Origin of the sequence: Micromonospora sp. NPDC049048, assembly GCF_043197615.1 — a bacterium.
Lineage (GTDB): Bacteria > Actinomycetota > Actinomycetes > Mycobacteriales > Micromonosporaceae > Micromonospora.
In genome coordinates, this window is the sequence record NZ_JBICTM010000001.1 from 1,013,802 (window position 1) to 1,029,440 (window position 15,639).

At 72.6% G+C, this 15,639-nt stretch carries 22 protein-coding genes; 10 read left to right on the forward strand and 12 right to left on the reverse strand.

What is annotated here, in order from left to right:
- The first annotated feature begins 137 nt into the window (after positions 1-137).
- The gene (locus ACGFIG_RS04740) at positions 138-914 is read left to right on the forward strand and encodes a peptidoglycan DD-metalloendopeptidase family protein (RefSeq protein WP_392999148.1); all 777 of its coding nucleotides are present in this window, start codon (positions 138-140) and stop codon (positions 912-914) included.
- Between the two features lie 253 nt (positions 915-1,167).
- On the opposite strand, the gene ACGFIG_RS04745 is transcribed toward ACGFIG_RS04740, so the two are convergent.
- The 5 genes from ACGFIG_RS04745 to ACGFIG_RS04765 form a co-directional block, all read right to left on the reverse strand.
- The gene (locus ACGFIG_RS04745) at positions 1,168-1,662 is read right to left on the reverse strand and encodes a TspO/MBR family protein (RefSeq protein ID WP_392999150.1); all 495 of its coding nucleotides are present in this window, start codon (positions 1,660-1,662) and stop codon (positions 1,168-1,170) included.
- 150 nt (positions 1,663-1,812) lie between these two features.
- Entirely contained in the window at positions 1,813-1,956 is a 144-nt protein-coding gene (locus tag ACGFIG_RS04750) for a GPGG-motif small membrane protein (RefSeq protein WP_007464364.1), read from the reverse strand.
- Entirely contained in the window at positions 1,947-2,723 is a 777-nt protein-coding gene (locus ACGFIG_RS04755; RefSeq protein WP_392999152.1) for a metallophosphoesterase, read from the reverse strand. Before ACGFIG_RS04755 ends, ACGFIG_RS04750 begins: the two co-directional genes overlap by 10 nt.
- Positions 2,724-2,732: 9 nt before the next feature.
- Complete coding sequence (locus ACGFIG_RS04760) at positions 2,733-3,008, reverse strand: hypothetical protein (RefSeq protein ID WP_392999154.1); 276 nt, start codon at positions 3,006-3,008, stop codon at positions 2,733-2,735.
- Complete coding sequence (locus ACGFIG_RS04765) at positions 3,005-3,643, reverse strand: nucleotidyltransferase (protein ID WP_392999156.1); 639 nt, start codon at positions 3,641-3,643, stop codon at positions 3,005-3,007. The genes ACGFIG_RS04760 and ACGFIG_RS04765 overlap by 4 nt, the downstream gene beginning before the upstream one ends.
- A gap of 102 nt (positions 3,644-3,745) precedes the next feature.
- Between ACGFIG_RS04765 and ACGFIG_RS04770 the strand changes: the two genes are divergently transcribed.
- From ACGFIG_RS04770 to ACGFIG_RS04785, 4 genes are all read left to right on the forward strand, one after another.
- Entirely contained in the window at positions 3,746-4,486 is a 741-nt protein-coding gene (locus ACGFIG_RS04770; RefSeq protein ID WP_392999158.1) for a dTMP kinase, read from the forward strand.
- Between the two features lie 239 nt (positions 4,487-4,725).
- A complete protein-coding gene (locus tag ACGFIG_RS04775) occupies positions 4,726-5,640 on the forward strand; it encodes a MurR/RpiR family transcriptional regulator (RefSeq protein WP_392999160.1) in 915 nt (304 codons plus the stop codon).
- Entirely contained in the window at positions 5,637-6,593 is a 957-nt protein-coding gene (gene murQ, locus ACGFIG_RS04780) for an N-acetylmuramic acid 6-phosphate etherase (RefSeq protein WP_392999162.1), read from the forward strand. The genes ACGFIG_RS04775 and murQ overlap by 4 nt, the downstream gene beginning before the upstream one ends.
- Positions 6,594-7,034: 441 nt before the next feature.
- Positions 7,035-8,024, forward strand: a complete 990-nt coding sequence (locus ACGFIG_RS04785) for an RNA polymerase sigma factor RpoD/SigA (protein WP_392999164.1) — start codon at positions 7,035-7,037, stop codon at positions 8,022-8,024.
- A gap of 72 nt (positions 8,025-8,096) precedes the next feature.
- Here ACGFIG_RS04785 and ACGFIG_RS04790 read toward each other — a convergent pair whose 3' ends face one another.
- On the reverse strand, positions 8,097-9,071 hold the full coding sequence (locus ACGFIG_RS04790; protein ID WP_392999166.1) for an NlpC/P60 family protein: 975 nt from the start codon (positions 9,069-9,071) through the stop codon (positions 8,097-8,099).
- A 500-nt stretch (positions 9,072-9,571) separates the two neighbouring features.
- On the opposite strand from ACGFIG_RS04790, the gene ACGFIG_RS04795 reads away from it, so the two are divergent.
- Positions 9,572-10,087 carry a DUF6232 family protein gene (locus tag ACGFIG_RS04795; protein WP_392999167.1) on the forward strand — a complete coding sequence of 172 codons (516 nt, stop codon included), beginning with the start codon at positions 9,572-9,574 and terminating at the stop codon, positions 10,085-10,087.
- Here the strand turns inward: ACGFIG_RS04795 and ACGFIG_RS04800 are convergent.
- Positions 10,084-10,413 (reverse strand): DUF3817 domain-containing protein, encoded by a 330-nt coding sequence (locus ACGFIG_RS04800; protein WP_392999169.1) that lies wholly within the window; start codon positions 10,411-10,413, stop codon positions 10,084-10,086. The genes ACGFIG_RS04795 and ACGFIG_RS04800 overlap by 4 nt on opposite strands.
- A gap of 26 nt (positions 10,414-10,439) precedes the next feature.
- Positions 10,440-10,850 (reverse strand): hypothetical protein, encoded by a 411-nt coding sequence (locus tag ACGFIG_RS04805; RefSeq protein WP_392999171.1) that lies wholly within the window; start codon positions 10,848-10,850, stop codon positions 10,440-10,442.
- 120 nt (positions 10,851-10,970) lie between these two features.
- On the opposite strand from ACGFIG_RS04805, the gene ACGFIG_RS04810 reads away from it, so the two are divergent.
- The 3 genes from ACGFIG_RS04810 to ACGFIG_RS04820 are packed head-to-tail and all read left to right on the forward strand — an operon-like array spanning position 10,971 to position 12,189.
- Entirely contained in the window at positions 10,971-11,297 is a 327-nt protein-coding gene (locus ACGFIG_RS04810; RefSeq protein WP_392999454.1) for a DUF6158 family protein, read from the forward strand.
- The gene (locus ACGFIG_RS04815; protein WP_392999173.1) at positions 11,297-11,617 is read left to right on the forward strand and encodes a hypothetical protein; all 321 of its coding nucleotides are present in this window, start codon (positions 11,297-11,299) and stop codon (positions 11,615-11,617) included. Before ACGFIG_RS04810 ends, ACGFIG_RS04815 begins: the two co-directional genes overlap by 1 nt.
- Positions 11,618-11,652: 35 nt before the next feature.
- Entirely contained in the window at positions 11,653-12,189 is a 537-nt protein-coding gene (locus tag ACGFIG_RS04820) for a DUF1360 domain-containing protein (protein WP_392999175.1), read from the forward strand.
- A 150-nt stretch (positions 12,190-12,339) separates the two neighbouring features.
- Here the strand turns inward: ACGFIG_RS04820 and ACGFIG_RS04825 are convergent, their stop codons facing one another.
- The 3 genes from ACGFIG_RS04825 to ACGFIG_RS04835 all read right to left on the reverse strand — a co-directional run bounded on the left by ACGFIG_RS04825 (position 12,340) and on the right by ACGFIG_RS04835 (position 14,337).
- Positions 12,340-12,549 (reverse strand): hypothetical protein, encoded by a 210-nt coding sequence (locus ACGFIG_RS04825; protein WP_392999177.1) that lies wholly within the window; start codon positions 12,547-12,549, stop codon positions 12,340-12,342.
- Between the two features lie 59 nt (positions 12,550-12,608).
- Positions 12,609-12,857 carry a hypothetical protein gene (locus ACGFIG_RS04830; RefSeq protein ID WP_392999456.1) on the reverse strand — a complete coding sequence of 83 codons (249 nt, stop codon included), beginning with the start codon at positions 12,855-12,857 and terminating at the stop codon, positions 12,609-12,611.
- A gap of 382 nt (positions 12,858-13,239) precedes the next feature.
- Positions 13,240-14,337, reverse strand: coding sequence for a 3-deoxy-7-phosphoheptulonate synthase (locus ACGFIG_RS04835; RefSeq protein WP_392999458.1), 1,098 nt, complete (start codon positions 14,335-14,337; stop codon positions 13,240-13,242).
- 318 nt (positions 14,338-14,655) lie between these two features.
- On the opposite strand from ACGFIG_RS04835, the gene ACGFIG_RS04840 reads away from it, so the two are divergent.
- A complete protein-coding gene (locus tag ACGFIG_RS04840) occupies positions 14,656-14,871 on the forward strand; it encodes a hypothetical protein (RefSeq protein WP_392999179.1) in 216 nt (71 codons plus the stop codon).
- On the opposite strand, the gene ACGFIG_RS04845 is transcribed toward ACGFIG_RS04840, so the two are convergent.
- Complete coding sequence (locus ACGFIG_RS04845) at positions 14,838-15,578, reverse strand: phosphodiesterase (RefSeq protein ID WP_392999181.1); 741 nt, start codon at positions 15,576-15,578, stop codon at positions 14,838-14,840. The two genes, ACGFIG_RS04840 and ACGFIG_RS04845, sit on opposite strands and share 34 nt — an antisense overlap.
- Between the last annotated feature and the right edge of the window lie 61 nt (positions 15,579-15,639).

The following is a 15,639-nucleotide window of genomic DNA, read 5'->3' on the forward strand; positions in this document are numbered from 1 at the left end:
AGCGAGTAACAATCCGGAAACCGCAGACCCCCCTATTGGGCGCGCTCCCACACGGGAATTCGACCTCTTCCCATCGATGTTATTTTCTGACACCCTGAGGCCAGGCAATCGAAAGATTTCAACATAGGAGGTGCTGGATGGCTAAGCGTTGGTTGGGCCTGCTGGCGGCCGGTCTGCTCGCCGCGGGCGTGCTGGTCCCGGCGGCCCCGGCGATGGCCGCCCCCACGTTCAAGGTGCCGTTCCCGTGCGGGCAGACCTGGTCCGGCCAGACCCGGTCGGCCCACAGCCCGGCGTACGCGGTGGACTTCAACCGCACGGACGACCTCGGCGACCCGGTGGTGGCGAGCGCCCCGGGCACCGTCGACCGGGTCACCGATCTCGGCGGCACCAGCTACGGAAAGTACGTCCGGATCAGCCACGCGGGCGGCTACCACACCTACTACGCCCACCTCAACGGCTTCAACGTCTCCGTGGGCCAGAGCGTCGGCTACGGCAAGGTGATCGGCTGGGTCGGCAGCACCGGTGGCTCCACAGGTCCGCACCTGCACTACGAGCAGCGGCTCAACGGCGCCGACATCCAGGTGCGGTTCAACGGTGCGCTCGCCCTCTACTGGGGCACGAAGAACTACAGCAGCGACAACGGCTGCGCCAGCAGCACCGGCTCCGGCACGATCAACACCACCAGCGGGGTCGCGCTGACCGTGCGCTCCGGCCCCGGCACCGGCTACAGCTCCGTCGGCACCATCGCCGACGGCGCCCGGGTGACCATCCAGTGCCAGACCAGCGGCACCAGCGTCACCGGCACCTACGGCACCAGCACCATCTGGGACAAGATCGGCGCCGGACGCTTCGTCTCCGACGCGTACGTCTACACCGGCTCCGACGGCTACATCTCCGGCGTTCCCCGCTGCTGAGTGAGCGACGCGGGGCTCCGGCAGCGCCGGGGCCCCGCGTCGTCGTGCCTGCCGCCGCCGACCGGACGACGACGCCGACCGGACATCGCCGCCGACCCGCGCGATCCGGTCGATCGTCGCCGAGGTGGCGCCGCCGCCGAGGCCGCTCCGGCCGGCGCAGGCTGCCTGTTCGGCCGGTCCGCCGCGCGCTGTCGGCCGGTCCGCCGCGCGGGCCGTCGGGCCCTTCCGGCACTAGCCCGGCCGCCAAGGCGGCTCAGGTGTTCAGGCGCCAGATGGCGAAGTTCAGGGCGGCGGCGAAGGTGACCCAGGCCCAGTAGGGCAGCATCAGCAGCGTGGCCGGGCGGGAGACCCTGCGGAAGAGAGCGACCGTCACGCCGATCGCCACCCACATCAGCAGGATCTCGACGAACGCGAGCCCGTAGCGGCCCGCGCCGAAGAAGAGCGGGGTCCAGATCGCGTTGAGCACCAACTGGACGATCCACGCCCAGAGGGCCGGGCCGAAGCCGACCCGCCGCCAGACCAGCCAGCCGGCCACCGCGATCATCGCGTAGAGCAGGCTCCAGACCGGTCCGAAGAGCCAGGACGGCGGGGCCCAGGCGGGCTGTTCGAGGCTCGCGTACTCGGCCGTGGTGCCCCGCACGCCGAGCCCGCCGATCGCCGCGGCGACGAACACCGCGGCCCCGAAGCCCAGCAGCGCCCACCACTGCCGGGCACCGCCTGCCCGTTCAGCGCTGCGAGAGATCTCCATGGTCGGGATGTCTCCGCCGGGGGCGGGCGGTAAACCTCCGGACGAACATGACACCGGGGTCGTCGAGGCCGGAAAGCTCCCGTCGGGAGGACGGAGTTCCGGTCGCGACGACCCCGGTGGGTCCCTGTGCGGCGGCCTGTAGCCGCCACGTCAATTGAAGATGCTCACACCACCCGGCCCGACGAGCAGGCCCACCACGATGAGGACGATGCCCCAGAGGATCTGCCGCCGGAACAGCGCGAGGATGCCGGCGACCACAAGTACGACTGCGAGAATCCAGAGAATCAGCTCCATGTTTGCTGGATACCCGACCCGCCGACGCGGGAAACCTGTGCCTGATCAAGGTGCTCGCCGAGGTGGAAGACGCTGTACGCCTGCTTGATGACGGGGTGGGCGACGTTGCGTACGCGGACCCCGCCGGGCGTGGTTCCCCGCTCGCTGCCGGCGTGCGCGTGCCCGTGCAGGGCCAGGGCTGTCGGCGCCGAGTCGATCGCCTGACCCAGCTGGTACGAGCCCAGGAACGGGTAGATCTCCAGCGGCTCACCGGCGAGCGTGTCCGGCACCGGCGAGTAGTGGGTGAGCGCGACCAGCACGTCGCAGTCCAGCCCTCGCAGGGCGGCGGCGAGAGCGTCCGCGCTCTCGGTGGTGGTCCGGACGAACGCCTTCATCTCCGGCTCGCCGAAGTCGCTGGCGCAGCGGCCCGCGAACCCTCCGCCGAAGCCCTTCACCCCGGCCACGCCCAGCCGGCGGCCGGCGCAGTCCAGCACCACGCCGTCGCCCTCCAGCACCCGGATCCCGGCGTCCTCGAGCACCTTGACCACCTGCGGCACCTGGTCGCACTGGTGGTCGTGGTTGCCCAGCACCGTCACCACCGGCACGCCCAGCCCGCCGAACTCGGTGGCCACGCAGCGGGCCTCCGCCTCGGTCCCGTGCCGGGTCAGGTCGCCGGCGAGCAACAGCACGTCGGCGTGCTCGGGCAACTCGTCCAGTGCCGGCCGGAACCGCCCGACCACGTCCTCGTCCAGATGCACGTCGCCCACGGCGGCGATCCGGATCACCATGGAACCTCCTCAGGGCAGTTGCTCGATCTCCGTGGGCGCCTGCGCGCGGATCACCCCGATGTCGCTGGTGACCGGCACGTCGGGGAAGCGTTCGGCCACCCGGCGCAGGATCTCCTCCCGCCGGTGCGGGCTCTCGACCTCGCCGTAGAGCACGAGGCCGCGCTCCCGGCGGACCACGGTGATCCCCTGCTCGGCCACGTCCGGGTCCTCGGCGAGCAGGCGGTGGATCTCCGCCTCGACGTACTCGTCGGGCGGTCCGGTGGCGACGTCGCGTTGCTCGGTCACGGTGTCCCCTCTCCCTCGCCGGTGCCGGAGTGCGGCACCACCTCCAGCCGGTCCAGCAGCACCAGGAACGCCTCCGCGTACGGCGAGTGCTGCGTCTCCTTGCGTACCCGTTCCCAGTCGATCTGCTCGCGCAGGGAGCGGGCCAGCGGCAGCCCCCGGGCGAAGTCGCAGTAGTGCTGCGAGAAGCTCAGCAGTTTGTGCACCATGAGCTGGCTGGCCGAGAGCACCGGCATGTGGATCGCGTCGACGGGCCGTACGACCGTGTCGGCGAACGTCTCCTCCGTCACCGGCGTCTCGATCGGTCGGTGGATCAGGTCCACCATGCGGCCGTCGTCGAAGACCTTGACCAGCCAGTCCTCGGGCGGCCGCTCGGCGGTGAACCCCGCCGCGACCAATGCCTCCAGGGCCCGATCCACGTCGACCTCCCGGATCAGGAAGTCCACGTCGTGGTCGCTGGAGTGACCGCCGTGGGCGTACACCGCGAAGCTGCCTCCGAGCGCGAAGGGAATCTCTTCCTGCTTGAGCACGGCGGCGACCTTCTTCAGCGTGTGCACCAGGCTCTCGTCCCCGCGCTCTGCCATTGGCGTCTCCCGTCGAAGGTGGTGGGCGGCTGATCCGACTCCGGTACCCGGCATCCCGTCGGACCACACCTGGCAGGAAGCGCGAGCCGTACCAACCTGGATCAAACGGCACATACTTTCCGAGCGCGCGAGCGTGGGTCGGATAACCTGTGCAGAGTGTCCAGATCACGAGGGGCGCGGCGCGGCAGGGCCCGATTGCGCGCCGTCGCTCTGATCGGCATCGACGGCTCGGGCAAGACCACCCAGGCGCACCGGCTCGCCGACGCGCTCACCGCGGCCGGCCACCCGGCCACCTACCACCGCAACGCCGGCGGGCGGCGCTGGCTGGGCCGCCTCGCGCACCGTCTCGGCCGCCCCGACGCCCAGCGGCTCGTCGGGCGCGGCGGGATGCTGGCGGTGGAGTCCGTGCTCCGCTGGCTGGCGATCGCCCTCGCCCTGCTCAGCTGCCTCGCCACCGGCCGGGTCGCGGTGATGGACCGCTACTCCGCCTGCCAGTACGCGAGCATCCGCGCGCACGGGGGGCAACGCTGGGAGCGGCTGGCCCGGGCGGGCTACCGGATGTTCCCGCGCCCGCAGGTGACCTTCCTGCTGACGGTCGATCCCGCCGAGGCGTACCGGCGGATCGAGCAGCGCGGCACGGACCACGAGAGCATGCGCTACCTGACCGCCGCGGACGCCGCGTACCGCGCCCTGCCGGAGTACCCGACCTTCGTGGTGGTCGACGCCGGGCACCCGCCGGAGGAGGTCTCCCGACGGATCCAGGCACACATGGCCGGCTGGCTGACCCCCGCCGACGACCGGGACGGCCGGCCGGCCGGCGGACCCGAGGAGAGACCCGCCGTCGTGCCCGAACCGCCGGGCGCGGCACCCGTCGCGATCGGACGGCTGACCGGCTGAGCCGGCCGCGTGCGGGCGCGCCGGCCGGCGGCGCGGTACGCCGGGGCGCGACGTCACCGTCCGCCCGGGGGTGGACGGATCGACAGGGGTGCCCGGCGCTTCCGCGCTGGCCCGCGGGGGTGACGCCAGTCCGTGGGAATGGCACCGTCGGGTGGAACGGCACATCCGGGCGGGCGGTACTTTCCTCAATACGGGGAGTCATGGTTGACGCTCAGGCCTGGTGAAAGTAAGTTTCATCCGTGGCGAAGAGTCCGAAGATTTCTGCGAGTCACGAGCAGGGTGGGCTGATCGTCCACATCAGCGGCCTGCTCCCGTCGTTGTCGCCGGCCGAGCAGCGGGTCGCCCGGCTGGTGGTCGCCGACCCGGCCGACGCCGCGCGTCGGACCATCACCGATCTCGCCACCGCCGCCGAGACATCCGAGGCGACCGTCATCCGCTTCTGCCGGTCCGTCGGCATGGACGGCTACCCGCAGCTGCGGATCCGGCTCGCCGCCGAGGCCGCCCGCCGCGTCGAGCCGCCGGACGCCCGGGTCGTCGGCGGTGACATCCCGCCCGGGGCCGATCTCGCCCAGATCATCGCCACCATCGCCTTCAACGACGCGCGGGCCGTCGAGGAGACGGCCGAGCAGCTCGACCCGGCGATCTGCGAGCAGGTCGTCGACGCTATCGCGGGCGCCGGCCGGATCGACGTCTACGGGGCGGGCGCCAGCGGTTTCGTCGCCTCGGACTTCCAGCAGAAGCTGCACCGCATCGGCCGTACCGCCTTCTACTTCCCCGACGTGCACACGGCGCTGACGTCGGCCGCGTTGCTCGGGCGGGGCGACGTCGCGGTCGGGATCTCGCACACCGGCACCACCTCCGACGTGATCGAGGTGCTGGAGCAGGCGCGGGCGCGCGGGGCGGCCACGGTGGCGCTCACCAACTTCCCCCGGTCGCCGATCACCGAGGTCGCCGACTTCGTGCTCACCACCGCCGCCCGCGAGACCACCTACCGCTCCGGGGCGATGGCGAGCCGGCTGGCCCAGCTCACGGTCGTCGACTGCCTCTTCGTCGGGGTGGCCGCACGCAACCGGTCCCGGGCCAGGAAGGCACTCGAAGCGACAGCCGAGGCGGTCCGGTCGCACCGGGTCGGCCCGGGACGGAGGCGGGCATGACGGCGGGCGCGGTGGAACCCCACGAGGCGACGGCCCCGGTGGCGGCTCAGCCGGTCATCCGGGTCGGTGCGCCGACGGAGCGACGCAATCCGCTGAGCGTGGACCTCGACCTCATGTCGACCCGGGACGTGCTCACGGTGATCAACGAAGCGGACCGGCGGGTGCCCGGCGCCGTCGCGGCCGTCCTCGACGAGATCGCGGCGACGGTGGACCTGGCGGTGACCGCCCTGCGCGGCGGGCACCGCGTGCACTACTTCGGCGCCGGCACCTCCGGCCGACTCGGCGTGCTCGACGCCGCCGAGCTCGCGCCCACCTTCAACTCGCCGCGGCACTGGTTCTGCGCCCACATCGCGGGCGGGTCGGAGGCCATGTGGCGGGCGGTCGAGGACGCCGAGGACGACGACCGGGGCGGCGCGGCCGAGGCCGCCGAATGCGTACGCGCCGGGGACCTGGTGGTGGGACTCGCCGCCAGCGGACGCACACCGTACGTCCTGGGGGCGCTCGCCGCGTCGCGGGCGAAGGGCGCCTCGACCGTGCTGCTCTGTGCCAACCCGGAGGCGGAGGCCGCCGGGTCGGTGGACGTCTTCATCGGGGTGGACACCGGACCGGAGGTCGTCACCGGGTCGACCCGGATGAAGGCGGGCACCGCGCAGAAGCTGGTGCTGAACACGTTCTCCACGGCCGTGATGGTCCGACTGGGTCGGGTCTACTCGAACCTCATGATCGACATGGTCGCCACCAACGCCAAGCTCCGGGGCCGGATGATCTCGATCCTGATCGAGGCCACCGGCTGCTCGGAGGAGATCTGCCGGCGGGCCCTCGTCGAGACCGACGGCGACATGAAGGTGGCGCTGGTTTCGCTCGTCTCCGGCGTGGAGGTGTCCGCCGCACGGGCGGCCCTGGCCCGCTCCGCCGACCAGGTACGCGGCGCCCTGGCCCTGCTCGCCTCCTGAGCTGACCTTCGCTCGTACCGCCGCTCCCCACCCCTGCGATCCCCGTCACGTCCGGCACGGATCCGCCGCCCGGATTGTTCACCGAGGGGTGGGGTATTACCACGGGCATGGATGAACCACCCGGCGCGCCGATGCGTGTCCTGGCAGTGACCAGGATCGCAGCCTGACGGTGACCCGGGTCGCTGTGGCCCGCGCCCTGGCGGTGCTGCCATGGTGCGGGGGACGGCGAGACATCGATCCGCCGCCCAGGTGTGGTGCCCATCGGAGAGCCGCCACATGGGGTGCTGACAGCAAACATGGACCGCGCTCTCAGCGGATTGTCAGGCATTCGTGACAGTTTCGACTCACGACATGGAATCCCCGACGCGTCTCAACTGTTGTGTAGGTGTCAGCACCGGTGGGCACAGCGGGAGTTACGGGGGAGGGCTGATGGACGTGGGGATGGCAAGGAACCGGGCAACCGGCGCGAGCGAGGGGACCGTGGGCAACGTGGACAAGAACATCGGCATGCGAACCGACGAGGTTGCCGAGGAGCGCGACCTGGTCGGTGTCTACCTTCACGAGATCTCCCGGACGCCACTGCTGGACGCCGCCAGGGAGGTCGACCTCTCCAAGGCGATCGAGGCCGGCCTCTACGCCGAGCACCTGCTCGGTGAGGATCGCGTCCCCGCCGGTGTCGACCGGGAAGACCTGGAGCGGTTGGTCGCCGAGGGCGAGCGGGCCAAGGACCTGTTCATCCGGGCCAACCTGCGACTGGTCGTGTCGATCGCCCGCCGCTACGTCCGCTCGGGCATGCCCATGCTGGACCTGATCCAGGAGGGCAACACCGGCCTGGTGCGGGCGGTCGAGAAGTTCGACTACGTGCGCGGCTACAAGTTCTCCACCTACGCGACCTGGTGGATCCGCCAGGCGATCAGCCGGGCGATCGCCCAGCAGGAGCGCACCGTGCGACTGCCGGTGCACCTGGTGGAGGACGTCAACCGGATGCGCAACGTGGCCCGGCAGCTCACCCGTGAGCTGGGCAGCGACCCGGAGCCGGAGCAGGTCGCGGCGGCCCTCGGCGTGACCGTCGAGCGGGTCAACGAGCTGGTCCGCTGGTCGCAGGACACCGTCTCGCTGGACACCCCGGTGGGCGACGACGGCGACACCAACCTCGGTGACCTGGTCGCCGACAGCGATGCGCCGTCGCCGGAGGAGATCGTCCTGACCGGGCTGGAGCGGCAGCGGATCGAGGGGCTGCTCAACCACCTCGACGACCGTTCGGCCGGCATCATGCGGGCCCGCTACGGCCTCGAGGACGGCCGGGAGCACTCGCTCACCGAGGTGGCCTCGCGGTTCTCGCTGTCCCGCGAGCGGATCCGGCAGCTGGAGATCCAGGCGCTCGGCCGGCTCCGCGAGCTGGCCCGGGCCGAAGGGCTCCAGGCGGCCTGAGCAGGGTAGGAACAACGGCGAACGGCCGGCGTCCGATAGGGGGACGCCGGCCGTTCGCCGTTTCGGGTGCGCTCAGCGCACCCGGCCGTAGCCCTGGATGGGCATCAGGTTCATGCCCCGTTTGAGTACGTTGCGCCCGGCGCTCGGCGCGTCGATGACCTGACCGCCGCCGACGTAGAGGCCAACGTGCCCGAGGCCGCTGTAGAAGACGAGGTCGCCGGGGCGCAGCTCGCTGCGGCTGATGTGGGCGACCGCGCTCCACTGCATCCGGGTGTTGTGCGGCAGCGACTTGCCGGCCGCCCGCCAGGCCGCCGAGGTCAGCCCCGAGCAGTCGTAGCCGTTCGGCCCGTCGGCGCCCCAGCGGTACGGCTTGCCGAGCGCGCCGTACGCGTACCGCACCGCGACGCCGGCCTGGCCGGAGACCGAGGGCGCCTGCTTCGCGCTGTCGGGCCGGGCCGTCGGCTTCTCCGTGGCCCGCCCGTACGCCTGCCGGCGCAGCTCGTAGAGCTCGGCCAGGTCGCGTTCGATCCGCTTCTTCGCGGCGGTCATCTCGCGGGCCTGGACCGCCTGCCGGCCCAGCGTGACCTCCAGCCGGGTCTTCTCGTCGAGCAGCCGGCGCTGGTTGCCGGTGAAGTTCGAGATCGTCGCCTGCCGCTGCCGGGTGAGCTGGTCGAGCACCTCGAGCCGGTCCAGCAGGGTGTCGGCGCCGCCGGGACGCAGCAGCGCGTCCACGGTGGTCAGGTTGCTGCCGGTCTTGTACGCGGTCACCGCCATCTCGCCGACGTCGGCCCGGCTCCGCTCGGTCTCCTGCTCCAGCGGGCCGATGCGGCTCTGCACCCGCGCCACGGCGGCCTGGTTGGCCTTGATCTCCTCCCGGAGCTTGTTGTAAGCCTCGACGACGTGTTCCAGCTGGGCGGAGGAGTTCTCGATCCGCCGGGTCAGCTCGGCGGGGGACGGTTCGGCCCGGGCGGGTACCGCCGGTGCGAGCAGCGTGGCGGACACCATGGCGATCGCCAGGGCGCGCAGCGTGTTACTGAGGGACGACAAGAGCGGAACGCTCCTCTCCCACCGGCCACCGTGGGCTGCTGAGGCCCCCGGCGACACCGGGCCGGTGCTGTCCGGGTGGACGGCGATCGACCGGGCCGGCTCGGACAACCTAACCCCGGGGCAGGAGTTGTGTCAGTTGAAGCAGGGTCGAATGTTGGCCGAGGGACGAAATTTGTTGATCACGAACCACCCCCGTTCGTGATCGACTTCTCCCGGCCCGACACGGTCCGGAGCGGCTGATGTCGGCAATCGGGCGATCCATTCCATTCGTCGTTGTCGGCACATGACTTCGGAACGTGTTCCGCCATAACCGACAAGACCGACACGGTGGCCGCAACCACCGGACCGACCGGCGGTGCGGGCCGGACACGAGCCGAAATCACCGTCCGAGCTGGCACGTGCGCCACACAATGAAGCGCGCAGCCGGGAATCCCGTCGACCGGCACCGATGCGAGACCGTCGACGGGAGCCGACCCGGCACCAGCCGCGGGAGGTAGAACGTGCACCCTCAAGGCGCCACCCGACAGGCGCGGACGACCGCGCAGGCAACCACCCTCCTCTACGCCCGCCCCGGGATCATCGTCACGGTCGACCGGTTCACCGTCGGGCGCAACAGTTGGTGGGTCACCGAGCTGACCCACCTGCAGACCGGCCGTGGCCCGCACGACCGCGTCGCGGTGCGGGCCGCCCTGGTCACCGGCGCCATGATCGGCGGCGTCGGCCTCCTGCTCGGCTTCACGGGCGGGCTGCAACGACTCACCGCGGGCGCGTACCTCGTCCTGGGTCTGGTGTTCCTGCTGCCGGTGGTGGTCGCGCTGGTCGGGGACCGGTGGCGACCGCCCGCGTACGAGCTGTGGGGCCGGCGGGGCGGGGAGCGGGTGCTGCTGTTCAGCAGCGACGACGAGCGGCAGTTCGGGCAGGTCTCCCGGGCCCTGCGCCGGGCCCGGGAGATGAACCGCTACGGCGGCTGGGAGGACCCGCTCGCCTCGACCGAGCCGTGGCGGCCCAACCGCTAGCCGGCGACCGGCTCCGGGGCCCGCTCGGGCTGCTCGGCGCCGACCCAGGAGCTGACCCGGCGCTCGGCGAAGAAGGAGACGAACGGCACCGTGCCGGCCAGCATCACCAGGACCATGCGCTTGAGCGGCCAACCGGCCCGGCGCGACAGGTCGAAGGCGGCCACCAGGTAGAGCATGTAGAGGAAGCCGTGGGCCTGCCCCACGGTCTCCACCAGGATCGGTTCGTCGAAGCCGTACTTCATCGGCATGCCGATCACGACCAGCAGGATCAGCGCCACGCCGACGATCCAGGCGATGACTCGGTACCGGGTCAGGGCTGCGCCCACCGTCGTCCGTCCTTTCGCGTCCGGCCTCAGCCGGGGTAGTCACCGGGTTTCGCGCCCGGGTTGTCGTTCAGCCATTGCAGGTAGTGGTTGTAGGCGGTCAGGTCGCCGTCCTCGCCGCCGTCGGCAGCCGCGGACGCGCGGGCGACCCGGACGGGTCGGCGTACGACCGGGCGGGTCGCGTCGGCCGGCGTGCCGGCGGAGGGCGACGCCTCCCTGGGCGCGGCGGCCGGCCCCCGCAGCGTGTGCCGGACCTCACGCCACCAGACGAAGACCACGAAACCCGCGAAGATCGGCCATTCGACCGCGTAGCCCCAGCTGATCGAGTTGCCGGCGGCGGCCCGGCTGAACTGCCACCAGCCCAGCCCCAGGAAACCGCTGACCAGCACGACCATGGCCACGTGGCGCGCGATCCACGCCGGGGTCCAGAGCCGCTTCATGGCATCGAGAGTACCGGGGGCGACGGCGGTCTCCGACGCGGCGTCGTAGCGCGGCCGGGTTTGGTGCCACCCCGTGTGGGCATCCGTCTAGACGCGAGCCCAAACCAGAGCAGGGGGTCGATCATGACGGGATCGGTACGGCAGGACGACTTCGGCAGCCCGGAGCAGCGGATGCCCGAGTGGGACGGCGACCATGTCCACGACCGGGCCTCCGGCGAGGCGGATCCGATCGACGGCGAGCTGCCCGGCGTCGATCCCGCCGAGCTGGCCGACGAGGACCTCATCCGGGAGATGCACAGCCTGCACCGCACCCGGCTGGACACCCTCCGCCACGCCGCGGACTCCGCGCTCGCCACCCACCTGCGACGCACCGCCGAGCTGGAGACCGAGTACCTCGCCCGGCACCCCGGTCGCGAGGTCGACCCGAGCCGGCTGCGGGACGTGTGATGGCGTACGCCGAGCGCGGGATGTCCGCGCCACCGGAGGTGGTGTTCAACACCGCCACGGACCCCGCCCGGGCGTCGGCGTGGCTGCCCGAGCCGCTGCGGGGCGACGGCAGCCCGGCGGAGGAGGTCAGCGTGGAGGAGCTGCGGGCCCGGTGGAGCGCCGCCGAGGACTGGTCCGCCGAGCTCCGGGTCGACCCCGCCCAGGCGGGTGGAGCCCGGATGCGGCTCGACCTGACCGGCGGACCGGACGCCGAGCGGCTGGCCGACGAGGCGCTGGACAGCCTCGCCCGGGAGGTCGCCGACAACCTGCAGGCCGGCTGAGGCCGGGATCCGACCGAGAAGACCGAGGAGACCGGGTGACCGCCCTGAAGGACAAGGTGGCGCGACTGCGCCAGGCGTACGCGCCGCACGAACACCGGCCGCTGGGCGGCTACCTGGCGGCGATGGGAACCTACGCCGGGGTGACCGCCGGCATCGCCGGTCTGGTCAAGGTCACCGGCCGGCAGGTGCCCGACCGGCCCAGCCCGGCCGACGTGGTGCTGCTCGGCATCGCCACCCACAAGCTGAGCCGGCTGCTGTCGAAGGACGCGGTGACCAGCCCGCTGCGGGCGCCGTTCACGCGGTACGACAAGCCGATCGGCAGCGGCGAGGTGATGGAGCAGGTCCGGGACCAGGGCAGCTCCGCCCGGCACGCCATCGGCGAGCTGTTGAGCTGCCCGTTCTGCCTCGCCGTCTGGGTCGCCACCGGGCTCACGGGCGGGCTGGTGCTCGCCCCCCGGCTGACCCGCCTGGTGGCGACCGCGCTGACCGCCGTGGCCGCCTCGGACTTCCTGCAGATGGCGTACGCCGTGGCCCAGCAGGCCGCCGAGGGCGGCGGCCACGACGAGGACTGAGAAAGCGGTACGACGAAGGGGCCGGCTGCGCGCCGGCCCCTTCGTCGTGTCGTCGTCCTGCCGTTCCTCGTTCCGCCGCGCGGGCGGGGATCGGGTCGGGCCCTCCGCCGCGGGGGAGGGGGTCGGGCCCCGCCTCGCCCCGGCGGGGGATCAGGTCGGGGTCGTGCCGTGGTCCTCGCCGGCCCAGCCGCGGGAGGCCTCCGGCTCGCGCTCGTCGGCGTCCGCGCCGGTGATCACGTCCCGGTCGACCGCCGTGCGGTCGTGCTCGTTGGCGAAGTCCGGCTCCGGCAGGGTGTCCCGGCCCTCGGGGGGTTGACCGAGCGCCGGCAGTTTCTCGTGCTCTTCCTCGTGGTGGGACATCTCGCTCTCCTCACTGCCTCGTCGGCCTCCGGTGCGGGAGGCCGTCCGTGCCGCCGGCGTCAGGTGACCGAACCGCCGAGCAGGTCGGCCACCTCGTCCACGGCGTACTCGCCCTCCGGCAGGGCGGCGATGCGGGTGAGGAGCTGCGCGGGCAGTTCCGCGGCGACGGCCCGGCGGTAGATGTCCGCCTGACTGATCCGCTCCTGGCCGCGATAGAGATCATCGAGCAGTTCGTCGAGGGGCCGGGTGTCCGGCTCCTCGATCACGGGCGCGTCCGTCACGGGTGCGTCGTCGGTCACGACGGTCAGCTACCCGCGTCCGAATCGGTCAAACGTCACCGCGCTCCGGCGCCGTCCGTACCCGCGCAGCTCGGCGCCGTCGTCCGTGCCCGTCCAACTCGGCGCCGCCCATGCCCGTGTCGGCGCGGAGGGTGGCCGCCGAGTTGTGACGGTGGTCATGGCGGAGGGCGGAACACCGGCGGCGGGTCGCCCGTTGACTGAGGTGTCGGTGTGTCCAGTGTCCCCGGGCCTCACCTAAATCGCCTTCGCGGAATACCGTCCGGCTGGAGCCGCGTCGCGCCACTCGCCGAGAGGCGACCTGCACACCGACACCGGTGCCGCCCCCGAGCCTCAGGGCCCGGGGGCGGCACTGTCTCTCCCGTCGCACCCGGGCCCGCCCCCGGATGCGGGCTCAGGCGGGGGTGGGGGCGGGGGTACGGCGGCGGGTGCGGACGGCGGCGGCCAGGTGGTTGAGGACCTCCTCCGTGGTGTCCCAGCCGATGCAGGCGTCGGTGACCGACTGGCCGTACGTCAGCTCGCGGGTCGGGTCGAGGTCCTGCCGGCCGGGGAGCAGGAAGCTCTCCAGCATGATCCCGACGATGCCGCGCTGGCCGGCGTCGAGCTGGGCGGCCACGTCCGCGGCCACCCTCGGCTGGTTGCGGTGGTCCTTGCCGCTGTTGGCGTGGCTCGCGTCGATCACCACGCGCTCGGGCAGGTTGGCCGCCCGCAGCAGCCCCAGCGCGCCGGCGACCGACTCGGCGTCGTAGTTGGGTCGTCCGCCACCGCCGCGCAGCACCAGGTGCCCGTCGGCGTTCCCCCTGGTGTGCAGGATCGCCGGCGTGCCCGAGACGTCGATGCCGGGGAAGACGTGCGGTACGCCGGCGGCCCGGATCGCGTCCACGGCGGTGCCGATGCTGCCGTCCGGGCGGTTCTTCATGCCGATCGGCATCGACAGGCCCGAGGCGAGCTGCCGGTGCACCTGGCTCTCCACCGTGCGGGCGCCGATCGCACCCCACGCCACCGTGTCGGCGATGTACTGCGGAGTGATCGGGTCGAGGAACTCGCAACCGACCGGGAGCCCGAGGCGCACCACGTCCAGCAGGAGCGCGCGGGCGGTACGCAGACCGGTGTTGACGTCGCCCGAACCGTCCAGCCCGGGGTCGTTGATCAGGCCCTTCCAGCCCACGGTCGAGCGCGGCTTCTCGAAGTAGACCCGCATCACCACCAGCAGGTCGTCGGCCACCCGGGCGGCGGCGGCGCGGAGCAGGTGGGCGTACTCCAGGGCGGCGGCCGGGTCGTGCACCGAGCACGGGCCGACCACCACCAGCAGGCGGTCGTCGGCGCCGTCCAGCACCCGGCCGACGGCGCGTCGCCCGGCCAGCACGGCCGAGGCGAGCGCGTCGTCGAGGGGCAGTTCGTGGTGCAGCAGGGCCGGGGTGGTCAGCGGCACGACGCGGTCGATCCGCTGATCGCTGACCCGATCGGTCTCCGGGGTCGTCACGGTGGGAATCCTTCCGCCGACCGTGCCCCGGGGCCGGTGCCCGGGTCGAGCCGGCTGCTCGTACGCAAAAGGGCAGGAACGAAAGCTCCTGCCCGGCCGGCTCGAAAGTGGTGACGTCAGATCATGGTGAAGTCACCGGCGTGCGAGCCGGCTCCCTAAACCATCGATACGAACGCGTCACGCCGCTCAGCCTACCCGACGGCCCGGGAAGTTCCACCCCGGTGTCGCCGACGGGGCGGGCGGCGGCCGGGATCGCGGCGGACCTACCGCCGCACCGGTCGCGATCATGCGGCGTGCCGGGCGTGCCGGCGGGGTATGTGTGCGGCCATGACCGACGAACAGAGCGACCAGGAACGGGTGGAGTCCCGCGCGCACCTGCTGCCCGAGGAGGCGGCGGTGGGCAGCGACGACCCCCACGCCCAGGCGGAGGCGATCCTCGCCGAGTCCGACATCCGGGAGGAGGACCGCAACGCCGCCCCGGACACCGTGCTGGAGCAGCGCACCTCCGATCAGACCGTGACCCCCGTCGAACCCCCCGACTGAGCCACGGCGCCCCGGGCCCGCTGCGAGCCCCGGTAGGTCTGCGCCCGCAGCCAGGCGATCGGGCCGAGCGCCCGCAGCCCCGGCGGCAGGTTGCCGACCGGGTCGAAGGCCAACGCCGCGTCCTCCCGGGCACTGAGCTGGGCGCCGAGTTCGACCTGGCCGAACGGCCGCCACGGCCCGACGGCGGACGCGACCGCGAGCACCAGGCGCGGCGCGTCCGCCCGGGCGGCGTCCGCCACCTCGGCGAGGCTGCGCCCCAGGTCGGGGGAGTCCGGGTCGGCCAGTGCCGCCAGGAAGAGCCGCCGCCGGCCCGCGCGCAACGGCATGATCGTGCTGTACGTCCCCGCGATGCGTCGCCGGGGCAGTGGCAGGTTCCGCAGCAGCGGCGCTGCCCCACTGGAGCTGACCAGCAGGTCGAACGGCCGGCCGGCCTCCCGGTACAGCCGTACCGCCAGCCCCAGCACGTCCGGCCAGCCGTCCGGGGTCGGTACGCCCCGGGAGAGCCGGACGGCGGCCGGGTAGCGCCCCGGATCGTCCAGCGTCGGCACCCCCGTCGGCGGTCCCGGCGTACCCCAGACGACGACCTCGCCCGCGAACGAGCGACCCGCCGGGTGCAGCAGGCGGGCCCGGCGCAGCCGGGTCAGGGCGGTGGTCGCGCGCTCGACCACGACGGCGGCCCGGTCGGTCACGGCGGAGGCAGGCGGCATGCTTCCCCGGTACCCGCCCGTCCCCGGTCGATGCCTCGCCGTGTGCGGCGCGTCCCCTTTC

Bases quoted from the DNA above. Each gene is read 5' to 3' on its own strand.
- ACGFIG_RS04740 (WP_392999148.1), top strand. From the start codon at position 138: ATGGCTAAGCGTTGGTTGGGCCTGCTGGCGGCCGGTCTGCTCGCCGCG.
- ACGFIG_RS04745 (WP_392999150.1), bottom strand. From the start codon at position 1,662: ATGGAGATCTCTCGCAGCGCTGAACGGGCAGGCGGTGCCCGGCAGTGG.
- ACGFIG_RS04750 (WP_007464364.1), bottom strand. From the start codon at position 1,956: ATGGAGCTGATTCTCTGGATTCTCGCAGTCGTACTTGTGGTCGCCGGC.
- ACGFIG_RS04755 (WP_392999152.1), bottom strand. From the start codon at position 2,723: ATGGTGATCCGGATCGCCGCCGTGGGCGACGTGCATCTGGACGAGGAC.
- ACGFIG_RS04765 (WP_392999156.1), bottom strand. From the start codon at position 3,643: ATGCCGGGTACCGGAGTCGGATCAGCCGCCCACCACCTTCGACGGGAG.
- murQ (WP_392999162.1), top strand. From the start codon at position 5,637: ATGACGGCGGGCGCGGTGGAACCCCACGAGGCGACGGCCCCGGTGGCG.
- ACGFIG_RS04785 (WP_392999164.1), top strand. From the start codon at position 7,035: ATGGCAAGGAACCGGGCAACCGGCGCGAGCGAGGGGACCGTGGGCAAC.
- ACGFIG_RS04805 (WP_392999171.1), bottom strand. From the start codon at position 10,850: ATGAAGCGGCTCTGGACCCCGGCGTGGATCGCGCGCCACGTGGCCATG.
- ACGFIG_RS04815 (WP_392999173.1), top strand. From the start codon at position 11,297: ATGGCGTACGCCGAGCGCGGGATGTCCGCGCCACCGGAGGTGGTGTTC.
- ACGFIG_RS04825 (WP_392999177.1), bottom strand. From the start codon at position 12,549: ATGTCCCACCACGAGGAAGAGCACGAGAAACTGCCGGCGCTCGGTCAA.
- ACGFIG_RS04840 (WP_392999179.1), top strand. From the start codon at position 14,656: ATGACCGACGAACAGAGCGACCAGGAACGGGTGGAGTCCCGCGCGCAC.
- ACGFIG_RS04845 (WP_392999181.1), bottom strand. From the start codon at position 15,578: ATGCCGCCTGCCTCCGCCGTGACCGACCGGGCCGCCGTCGTGGTCGAG.